The following is a 10,726-nucleotide window of genomic DNA, read 5'->3' as shown; positions in this document are numbered from 1 at the left end:
GGATTTGGGACCGCTCATTTCATTGGCGGAAGATTTGGATATCAATAACAGCGACGGAAAAGCAAGAAGAAGGCTGATGAGATGTAGAGATGTGGCAGGCCTTCTCTCCTGGACGGAAATTTAGGAGCCGTAAGACTTGTCGTGAGGGCCGAAAGCAAAGAATTGAATACGCGGCACGCCCTGTATCAATTACGGCAATTCCAGCAAGAAGGCACAAAAAAAGCCTCGCTGAAAGCGAGGCTTTTGATGTCTTTGGCTCCCCGGGACGGATTTGAACCGCCAACCTAGTGGTTAACAGCCACCCGCTCTGCCGATTGAGCTACCAGGGAGTGCGGCGAAAGAAATACTATCTATTCAATCTTACTGTTCTCGTCAAGAACTTTTTTATTCTTTTTACCAAATCCGCCTAACATATCGAAGCAAATAGCTTTTTAAGCCTTGATCCTGCCTTCATGATCAGCAATATGGTGAACCATGGCCGTCAATGTCACGGCGGCCACCAGAAACAGGTCATGGGCCTCGGCTTGCATTAACCGGGCCTCCAGTTCGCCAATCCACGGCAGAAGGACCTGAGTGGCGAATGAAGAGGCTGAATCGCTGGTTGCGATCTGCGAATGATCCGAGGTCGAATGGTTCGTCAGCAGCGACATCAGGCAGCCGATCTCGATGCTGACGTGGTCCGGCGGCAAAGCATCCGCAACCTGAAGTCCGGCCTGATCCAGGCGGCGGCGCATGTCTTCCGCCGCCGTTCCCATGAGCAGCTTGTTCTCTCCGTAGCAGGACTGGCACAGAGGAACACCCAGCCCGCCCAGGCGGTTCACGAACAGGCGAACATACTCGGCCTCCAGTTCCTCAGGCGCCATAGCCGGCTCCGCTGCCGCTCCCGCGGCCGCCGCATGAATTGCCTCGGCCTTGTCCAGCGCTTCACCGCCGACAAGTCCGCGCGATTCGAGAAAAAGAAGAGCGCCGGCCAGACCAGGCAGGCAATCGCGACCGACTTTCTGCCATTGGCCGCCCTCCGCTCCCCGGAAAACCCAGGACACCGCTTCCAGCCCCCAGAGCAGCGTTTTGCGTTCCTGATCCGATTCAATATTGTTCATGTGTCACAACTCAGCTTGAGCAGGTAAAAGATGACTTTTCAAAATCTTGTGGCAAGCATGACCTGGATCCCCGCCTTCGCGGGAATGACTTTTTGCAATGCCGTCTCTGGATTCAGTCATACCCGTGAAGGCGAGTGACCAGTCGTTTTAACTCGAATGAGCTGAATATATACGTTCATGTAATCCTTCTGCACCCTCTGCACTCAGGCTGCAACCGTCCCAGCCGCGTCATTGTTTGTTCATGTGCTTTCCAGGCGACCTTCGGCTCATCCCAAGATGAATCCTACTGCTTGCGTTCAGGCAGGATCAGGTTCAATACGATCCCGGCGACAGCGGCCAGACCGATACCCTTGAGCATGAATTCCCCGGTTTGGAAGGCCATGCCGCCCATGCCAAAGACCACGATCACCGAAATGATGATCATGTTTCTGGGCTCCATCAGGTCATGCTTGGCGCGGACCAGGGTGTTCAGGCCGACCACGAAAATCGCACCGAACAGCAGCACCAGGATACCCCCCATCACCGGCACCGGAATGGTCTGGAGCAATGCTCCGAGCTTGCCCACGAAGGCCAGGACAATCGCGGAAATGGCCGCCCATGTCATGATGGCCGGGTTGAAGGCCTTGGTCAGCGCCACCCCGCCGGTGACTTCGGAATACGTCGTATTCGGCGGGCCACCCAGGCACGAGGCCAGGGTCGTGGCCAGGCCGTCCCCCGTCATGGTGCGGTGGATGCCCGGATCCTTGACGTAATTCTTGCCCGTCAGACTGCTCACGGCGAGAATGTCCCCGAAATGCTCGATGGCCGGGGCAATGGCAATGGGTACAATAAAGATGACGGCCTGCCAGTTCCACTCCGGAAGCACGAAGCTGGGCACGGCCAGCCACGGCGCTTCCCGCACCGGCGTAAAATCCACAATGCCGAACAGCAGACTCAGCACATAGCCGACGAAGATGCCGATCATGATCGGCACCAGCCGCAGAATTCCCTTGCCCAGGAGGGTGGCCACGACCGTCGCGGCCAAGGACGCCAGGGCGATAAACATGGCCAGATTTTCACTGACCAGCTGGATCGCCCCGTCGCCTGTGCGGCCCATGGCCATGTGCACGGCCACCGGGGCCAGGATCAGCCCGATGACCATGATCACCGGCGCATAGACCACGGGGGGCAGGACGCGTTCCAGTATTGCCGGCCCCTGCCAGCGGATGAACATCCCCAGGAGCACGTAGACCACGCCGGCCGCGGCCAGCCCGGACATGGTCGCCGGGATGCCCCAGGTCTGCACGCCAAACATGATTGCTGGAATGAAGGCAAATGATGAAGCCAGAAAGACCGGCACCCTGCCTTTGGTGATGACCTGAAAGAGCAGTGTTCCGACGCCGGCGGTGAACAAGGCCACGTTGGGATCGAGTCCAGTGAGCAGCGGCACGAGCACCAAAGCGCCAAAGGCGATGAACAGCATCTGCATGCCCAGCAGGCTGTCCCTGAAACGAAAATTGTACTCTGGCGTGGAAATTGTCGACATTGTTTCTCCTCTCACGGGAACGCCTCCCGCGGTTGTTGCCCATGGCGTCCGCCTGCTCCACGGATATCGGACAGGAGCAGTTCCTTGACCTTGACCGTGTCGGTTCCGGATGAAACTACTTTGTGCCGAAAATCTTGTCTCCGGCATCCCCAAGACCGGGAAGAATATACCCCTGGGCGTTGAGGCGCTCGTCCACGGAGGCCAGATAGATCTCCACGTCCGGGTGGGCTTTTTCGACCCGCTCCAGTCCTTCCGGCGCCGCCACGAGAAAAACGCCCTTGATCTTCCGGCACCCGGCTTCCTTGAGCAGATTGATGGTCTCCAGCAGCGTGCCGCCCGTGGCCAGCATCGGATCCAGGATCAGGGCCATGCGCTGTTCGATGTTTCCCGCTATCTTGACGTAATACCTCACCGGGTCCAGGGTTTCCTCATCCCGGTAGATGCCGATCACGCTGACCTTGGCGCCTGGAATCATGTCCAGGACGCCGTCCAGCATGCCCAACCCCGCCCGCAGGATGGGCACCACGGTGACTTTCTTTCCCTTGATCCGTTCCACCTGAACCGAACCGCTCCAGCCTTGGACCGTCTCGGTCTCGGTCTCCAGATCCTTCGTAGCCTCATACGTCAACAACCTGGCCAGTTCCGAAGCCAATTCCCGAAAGTCCTTCGTACTCACGTCGTGCTGGCGCATGACCCCGAGTTTATGCTGCACGAGTGGATGGCGAACCACATGAACGGACACAGACACCCCCTGAGCTGAATGGTTGCAAAAAATCGACAACTATTCAGAAACTAATGCTGTTACCGAGTTTGGCATCGGAACGGAGTCGGAATCGGGGTCGGTATCGGAAGCGAAGCCATGTTGAGGAGATCCCAATTTTCCGAAACCGATTCCGACCCCGACCCCGACCTCGATTGCCGGAGGAAGAGCACTGAACAGTTGCGTGACCTGAATGGTTGCAAAAAATCTTGAATTTCTAAACCGCATTGAATTCTCTGGTCAAGTTGTCTAGCGTAGCCGATGCATTTCGCCGGGAGCATTCGGCGGCATTCTTGACGAAAGCCTTGCAGTTGGCATACGCAAAGGCGTTGCGATTTTGCCCATATCGCATAGCCGTGCCCCAACCGTTGTCGAACCGCCACAGGTTGCGCAACAAGTATCCGCTCATTTTCAGGGTATTGCGGCACCATGCGAAATCACCACGGCAAGAAAATGCGGGAACAGATCGCAATCTCCCGACTACACCTTTCATGGTCAATCCCCATGAAGACCCAAGGAATCATCTTGAATACCGAGCAAACTCCCAGCCTCAGCCAGCTCCAAAAACAGCGCCGCGAAAAATTCACGCAGCTCCAGGCAGCCGGCGTCGACCTTTATCCCAATTCCTTCGCCAAGAATGCCGATCTGGCGCACATCAAGACCGCCTACCACGACCATGACGAGGAACAACTCGCCGGTCTGAATCAATCCTTTGCCGTGGCCGGGCGGGTAATGAGCCAGCGCTCCTTCGGCAAGGCGGCGTTTCTCCATGTTCAGGACGCCACGGACCAGATGCAGGTTTTCGTCCAGCGCGACGTTGTCGGGGCGGAAAAATACGCCCTGTTCAAGAAGTTCGACATCGGCGACATCGTCGGTGTTGTCGGCGTCTTGTTCCGCACCAAGACCGGCGAACTGACCATCAAGGCCGACAGCGTGGACCTGGTGAGCAAGTCCCTGCGCCCCCTGCCCGAAAAGTATCACGGCCTGAAGGATGTGGAAGTCCGCTATCGACAACGCTACGTCGATCTGATGGTCAACCCCAGGACCCGGGAAATCTTCCAGCGCCGAACCCAGATCGTGCGCTTTTTGCGCACCTTTCTGGACACCCAGGGCTTCATGGAAGTGGAAACGCCGATGATGCAGCCCATCCCGGGCGGTGCCGCGGCCCGGCCCTTCACCACCCACCACAAGGCCCTGGACATGAAGCTCTTCTTGCGAATCGCGCCGGAGCTGTACCTGAAGCGACTGCTCGTGGGCGGATTTGAGCGGGTTTACGAAATCAACCGCAACTTTCGCAACGAAGGCATTTCCACCCAGCACAACCCGGAATTCACCATGCTGGAGTTCTACTGGGCCTACGCCACCTACCAGGACCTGATGGACCTGACCGAGAAGATGTTCGCCGCCCTGGCCCGGGAGATCACCGGCAGCGAGGTGATCACCTATCAGGAGGAATCCATCAATCTCGGCGGATCCTGGCAACGGCTGACATTCCATGAGTCATTGCGGACCTTGGGGGGGCTCGAGCCGGCCCAGTATCAGGATTACGACCAAGCCAGGAATCTGGTCTTCAAGCTGGGCGAAAAAGCTCATGTCGGTGAAAAGCTGGGCAAACTCCAGGCCAAACTCTTTGATCTGCTGGTGGAGCCCAAATTGATCCAGCCCCATTTCATCTACCATTACCCCACGGACATTTCGCCCCTCTCCCGGCGCAACGAGGCCAACCCGGACGTTACGGACCGTTTCGAACTGTTCATCGCCGGGCGGGAAATCGCCAACGCCTTTTCCGAACTCAACGACCCCATGGACCAGCGCTCCCGGTTCGAGGAACAGGTCAAGGAGAAGGAAGCCGGCGACGAGGAAGCCCACTTCATGGACGACGATTACATCCGGGCCCTTGAGTACGGCATGCCCCCGGCCGCGGGCCAGGGCGTGGGCATCGACAGGCTGGTCATGCTGCTCACGGACAGCCCCTCCATCCGTGAAGTCATCCTGTTCCCGCTGCTGCGCCCTGAGGTCAACCCCGGACCATGAGATTTGAGCGCTTTATCGCCCTGCGCTACCTGCTGACCAAGCGCAACCACGCCTTCATTTCCGTCATTTCCTGGATCTCCATTCTCGGAGTCGCCCTCGGCGTCGCTTCCCTGATTGTCGTTTTGGGCGTGATGAACGGCTTCAGCAATGAACTTCGGGACAAGATCCTGGGCGTCAACGCCCACATCGTCGTCACCAGCCTTGAAGGCACGATCCGCGACTACGAGCCCCTGACCCGGCAGGCAGCCCAGGTACCCGGCGTGGCCGGCGCAATGCCCTTCATGTATACGGAAGTGATGCTCAGCACCACTTTTGGCGTGAAGGGCGTGGTCCTGCGCGGTATCGACCCCGAACTCTCCCACGACGTGATTACTCTCTCCGGCGATCTGATCATGGGCGACGTCCGGGATCTCGTGGACGATGCCGACGGCTACGGCATCTTCATCGGCTCTGAACTGGCCGGTCGTCTTGGCCTGCGTGTCGACTCCAACGTAAATCTTCTCTCTCCGGCCGGACAGCGTACAGCCGCCGGCTTTGCTCCCAGCGTGAAGAATTTCGTGGTGCGCGGCATCTTCCGCACCGGAATGTACGAGTACGATTCGTCCCTGGCCTACGTGACCATACCGGCCGCGCAGTCCGTGATGGGCTTTCGCGAAGATCTGGTCTCCGGGCTGGAAGTGCGTCTGCAGGACGTCTACGCCGCACCGCGCGTAGCAAGGGATTTGGAGACCGCACTGGGCGGGTTTCCGCTGCAAGTGCGCACCTGGATGGAAATGAACCAGAATCTGTTCGCCGCCCTGAAGCTGGAAAAAACGGCCATGTTCGTCATTCTGGTAATGATTGTTCTGGTGGGGTCTTTCAGCATTATCACTACCTTGGTCATGCTGGTCATGGAAAAAACGCGGGACATCGCGATCCTGGCCTCCATGGGCGCGGGGCCGAAGCGGATCGGACGGATTTTCATTTTCCTGGGCACGGTGATCGGCGCCCTGGGCACGTCCCTGGGTTTCGCCATCGGCCTGCTGCTCTCCTATCTGCTGCAACGGTATCAGTTTATCCAGCTGCCCATGGACGTCTATTACCTGGACCACCTGCCCGTGCAGTTGCAATGGTCGGATCTGACGATCATCGCCGTGGCGGCCATGGGCATGTGCTTCCTGGCCACGCTCTACCCGGCGCGCCAGGCGGCCCGGTTGCAACCTGCCGAGGCTCTGCGCTATGAGTGATCCGCTGTTGTACGAGGTGCAGGGGCTGAGCAAGACGGTCCAGAGCGCTGCCGAGCAATTGACCATCCTGAAACGGATCGACTTCACCCTGCGGCCTGGCGAATCCGCGGCCATCATCGGGGCTTCCGGATCCGGAAAATCCACCCTGCTGCACATCCTGGGCACGCTGGATCAACCTACCACCGGAAAAGTGTTGTTTCTCGGAGAAGATCTCAGCCGGATGAATCAGTCGGAAAAGGACAGCCTGCGTAACCTGAGCATCGGCTTTGTCTTCCAGTTTCACCATCTCCTGCCGGAGTTTACCACACTGGAAAACGTGGCCCTGCCCGGATTGATCGCCGGCCGCTCCCACGGCTGGGCCCGCCGGGAAGCCTCGGATGCGCTGGAAATGGTCGGCCTCGGGGACCGAAAACAGCACCGGGTGACCACGCTCTCCGGCGGAGAACGCCAGCGCGCGGCCATTGCCCGGGCCCTGCTGCTCAAGCCCCGGGTTCTTCTTGCGGACGAGCCCACGGGCAACCTTGATGAAGAAGCCGGCAGCATCGTCAAGCAAATACTCCTGCACCTGAACCAGACTTTGGGAACAAGTCTGGTCGTGGTGACCCATAATCGAGAACTGGCTCTGGCCATGCGGCATCAGTACGAACTGCGTGGCGGCGAACTGTTTTCCTTGTAACCCCGCACCGTGCGAGGAATGTCATGACATCCAAATTCCGACCGTTTTCGCTGATGTTGATCTGCGCATGTCTGTTCAGCTTCCTGCTCCCAGGCGAGCAACGTTTTGCCCACGCCCAATCCGGGCAGGCCATCAAGCTGATCGTGCTTCCCTTTGAGATCAATGCCGCGCCCGACCTGGAATATCTTCAGGAAAGCCTGCCGGAACTGTTGCGGGATCGCCTGCGCGACAACGGCTTCGAGGTCCATCCTGGGGATCAGACCCTCCAGTTGCTCAGGGCCCAGGAACTGACCCAGCTCGATTTGTCCTCGGCCCGGGACATGGCTCTGCTCTCCGCATCCGCGCACAGCATCTACGGCAGCTTCAACCAGATCGGCGAGAACATCAGCCTGGACGTGCGCATGGTGGAAGCCTTCGGTCTGCGTCCCGCCAAATCTTTTTTTGTCGTCCGGGAGGGGCTGATCAACCTGCTTCCGGCAGTGGACGAACTGGTCGAGCGAATCACACGTGAGCTGCGCCAGGTTGAAACCATCGCCCGGATCGAGGTTGAGGGCAACCAGACTCTCGGCTCCGATGTCGTCCTGCTGCGCATCCGCAGTCAACGAGGTGACATTTACGATCCGCAGGTTGTCAACGAGGATGTCCGCCGGCTTTTTGACCTGGGTTTTTTCGACGACATTTCCATCCGGGTCGATGACGGCCCTGAAGGCAAGATTCTTACCTTCGTCGTGTCCGAACGCCCGCGGATTCAGGCCATCAGCATTCTCGGAGCACAGCAGATCAAGGAAGCCGACATCCTGAAGGCCATCACCACCCGAACGGGCAGCATCATCAATCCCCGCATTCTGGCCGACGACCTGGGCAAGATTCGGGAACTGTACCGCCAGAAAGGATATTACCTGGCCCAGGTGGACTATTCCCTGGAACAGACCGACCCGCGCCAGGCCAGACTGAACATCACCATCGACGAAGGCAACAGGCTTTTCATTCGGGACATCCGGATTGAAGGCGCGAACTCCCTGAGCGAGCGGGAACTCAAAAGCGAGCTGGTCCTTGGGGAACGCGGCCTGTTTTCCTGGCTGACCGGCAGGGGCATTCTTCGCGAAGAACTTCTGGAGCGCGACGCCGCGGCCCTGGAAGCCTACTACGCCAATCGCGGCTTTCTCGACGCCCGGGTGGGCCAGCCGGAGGTGGAATACCTTGAGGAAGGCATCCGAATCACCTTCAAGGTTGATGAAGGTCCGCGCTACCGCGTTGGAACAATTTCCTTTCGTGGAGACCTGCTGGAACCGGAAGAGGATTTGCTGCGACTGATCAACCTGGACGACCTCCAGGCCAGAAACGCCTTTTTCGACCGTTCGGTCCTGCGCCAGGATCTGCAGAGGCTGGCCGACCATTATACTGAATATGGCTATGCCTTTGCCCAAAGCGACGCCCAGCTGGACATCCAGCGGGACGAACTGCTGGTCAACGTGGTCTACGTCCTGGACAAGGGCTCCCTGGTCTACATCCGCCGGGTTTTGATCGAGGGCAACACCAAAACCCGCGACAACGTCATCCGCCGGGAAATGCGCCTTGGCGACGGCGATCTTTTCAGTGGAACGCGGTTGGCCAGATCCAATGAACGTCTTGTCCGGCTGGACTTTTTCGAGCTTGTGGACATCGAGACCCTGGCGACGCCCAACCCCAGCGAATTGGATCTGAAGGTTACGGTGAAGGAAAAACCCACCGGCATGCTCAGCGCCGGCGCGGGCTATTCCAGCCTGGACCGTCTTTTCTTTTCCGCCACGGTGCAGGAACGCAACCTTCTCGGCAGGGCCTACAACCTGGCCTTCCGGGGAACCTTCAGCGGCCGGAGCACGGCCTACGACATCAGCCTGACCAACCCCGCATGGCGGGACAGCCTGCTCAGCGTCGGCTCGGACGTCTATTACTGGACACGGGATTACAAGGACTACGATCGCAAGGCTGTCGGAGGCCGCTTCAGGCTGTCCTATCCCGTGGGCGAATATACCAGGCTGTTCTGGAACTACCGCCTGGAGCGGTACACCATCTCCGACGTGGCGGATAATGCCGCCCAACGAATCCGGGACGCTGAAGGCACGAAATGGGCAAGTTCCACCTATGCCGCCATTTCCAGAGACACCACGGACCGCCTTTTCAACCCGTCCCGGGGGACTGTGAACACCGCATCCATTCAATACGCCGGCGGGCTGCTCCAAGGCGACGACGACTTCATCAAGACCATTTACGACTCTCATTTCTATTACCCGCTCTTCTGGGACACCGTCTTCCATTGGCGCGGCCAGGTCGGCTTCCTGTTCGAGAATGAGGGCAAAGAAGCCCCGGTTTTCGAGCGGTTCTACCTGGGCGGCATCGACAGCGTCCGTGGCTATCCGGGCTGGGAGATCTCGCCGCGGGATCCGGCCACCAACGACCGCATCGGCGGCACGCAGCAGTTTTTCACCAATTTCGAGTATCTCTTCCCCCTGAACAGGGACATGGGGCTTGTCGGGCTGCTCTTCTTCGACGCCGGCAACGTCTGGGACGACGGAGATTCCTTCGGCTCCAAGCTCTACAAGAGCGTCGGCACGGGCATCCGCTGGTATTCGCCTTTGGGGCCCTTGCGCCTGGAGTATGGATACGGCCTGGATCGCCTCGATGGAGAAAAGCACAGCGGGGTGGAATTCTCCATCGGCCAGATTTTCTAGCCCGCAATGCCTGCCATCTCGCCTGACGGATCATGATGTACTTCGCGTCTCGACATGATTATAATGAATGGTTGGTCCAAGACGGGGTGGCAATTTGTAACGCCGACCATTTGTTTTGCTCGTTATCCTCAACCCAAACAGATTCAACAAGTCACAGTAAGGAGTATTTATGCGTTTGTTTTTGAGTGCCCTTCTTTGCATCGCGCTGCTTTTGCCCGGTGCGTCCTGGGCTCAGGCTAAAATCGGCATTGTGGACATGCAGACCGTCATCTCGGATTCGGTTCCCGGTCAAGAAGCCATGCAGGAGCTGCGCACCCGCTTCGAGGCCATGAAAGCCGAGCTGGACAAACAGAACGAAGCCATCACCAAATTGCGGGACGAACTGCAGCGCCAGAGCATGGTGCTGAGCCAAGAGGCCAAGCAGGACAAGGAACTGGAGTATCGCCGGGTCGTTCGGGATTTCCAGGATCAGTTTCAGGCGTTTCAGGTGAAGATGAAATCCGAGGAAGATCGCCTCAGCGAGCCAATCCTGGAAATGCTGCTGAACGTAGTCGACAAATACGGCAAGGCGAACAACTTCAGCATGATCATTGACGGCACCGCGGCAGGACTCGTCTATGCCGACGAGTCCGTGATCATCACCCAGCCCATCATCCAGGAGTTGAACAAAGCCTGGCAGGCGAAGTAGCCGGGC

General features: G+C 58.5%; 8 protein-coding genes and 1 tRNA gene. 5 read left to right on the top strand and 4 right to left on the bottom strand.

What is annotated here, in order from left to right; translation table 11 throughout:
- Positions 1 to 253: 253 nt before the first annotated feature.
- From ACYQ15_RS17765 to upp, 4 genes are all read right to left on the bottom strand, one after another.
- Positions 254 to 329: transfer RNA gene (locus ACYQ15_RS17765), tRNA-Asn, on the bottom strand.
- 102 nt (positions 330 to 431) lie between these two features.
- Entirely contained in the window at positions 432 to 1,100 is a 669-nt protein-coding gene (locus ACYQ15_RS17760; RefSeq protein ID WP_459938831.1) for a TorD/DmsD family molecular chaperone, read from the bottom strand.
- 283 nt (positions 1,101 to 1,383) lie between these two features.
- Positions 1,384 to 2,625 (bottom strand): uracil-xanthine permease family protein, encoded by a 1,242-nt coding sequence (locus ACYQ15_RS17755; protein WP_459938830.1) that lies wholly within the window; start codon positions 2,623 to 2,625, stop codon positions 1,384 to 1,386.
- A 115-nt stretch (positions 2,626 to 2,740) separates the two neighbouring features.
- On the bottom strand, positions 2,741 to 3,367 hold the full coding sequence (upp, locus tag ACYQ15_RS17750) for a uracil phosphoribosyltransferase (RefSeq protein ID WP_459938829.1): 627 nt from the start codon (positions 3,365 to 3,367) through the stop codon (positions 2,741 to 2,743).
- Positions 3,368 to 3,889: 522 nt separating this feature from the next.
- Between upp and lysS the strand changes: the two genes are divergently transcribed.
- The 5 genes from lysS to ACYQ15_RS17725 all read left to right on the top strand — a co-directional run bounded on the left by lysS (position 3,890) and on the right by ACYQ15_RS17725 (position 10,720).
- The gene (gene lysS, locus ACYQ15_RS17745; protein WP_459939614.1) at positions 3,890 to 5,419 is read left to right on the top strand and encodes a lysine--tRNA ligase; all 1,530 of its coding nucleotides are present in this window, start codon (positions 3,890 to 3,892) and stop codon (positions 5,417 to 5,419) included.
- The gene (locus ACYQ15_RS17740; protein WP_459938828.1) at positions 5,416 to 6,645 is read left to right on the top strand and encodes a lipoprotein-releasing ABC transporter permease subunit; all 1,230 of its coding nucleotides are present in this window, start codon (positions 5,416 to 5,418) and stop codon (positions 6,643 to 6,645) included. Before lysS ends, ACYQ15_RS17740 begins: the two co-directional genes overlap by 4 nt.
- Positions 6,638 to 7,321 (top strand): ABC transporter ATP-binding protein, encoded by a 684-nt coding sequence (locus tag ACYQ15_RS17735; protein ID WP_459938827.1) that lies wholly within the window; start codon positions 6,638 to 6,640, stop codon positions 7,319 to 7,321. Before ACYQ15_RS17740 ends, ACYQ15_RS17735 begins: the two co-directional genes overlap by 8 nt.
- A gap of 23 nt (positions 7,322 to 7,344) precedes the next feature.
- Positions 7,345 to 10,032 carry an outer membrane protein assembly factor BamA gene (bamA, locus tag ACYQ15_RS17730; protein WP_459938826.1) on the top strand — a complete coding sequence of 896 codons (2,688 nt, stop codon included), beginning with the start codon at positions 7,345 to 7,347 and terminating at the stop codon, positions 10,030 to 10,032.
- Between the two features lie 169 nt (positions 10,033 to 10,201).
- A complete protein-coding gene (locus ACYQ15_RS17725; protein ID WP_459938825.1) occupies positions 10,202 to 10,720 on the top strand; it encodes an OmpH/Skp family outer membrane protein in 519 nt (172 codons plus the stop codon).
- Positions 10,721 to 10,726 lie beyond the last annotated feature (6 nt).

This window comes from Desulfonatronum parangueonense, assembly GCF_054656975.1.
The sequence above is the reverse complement of the archived record's forward strand: the minus strand, read 5'-3'. Positions and strand labels throughout refer to the sequence as shown.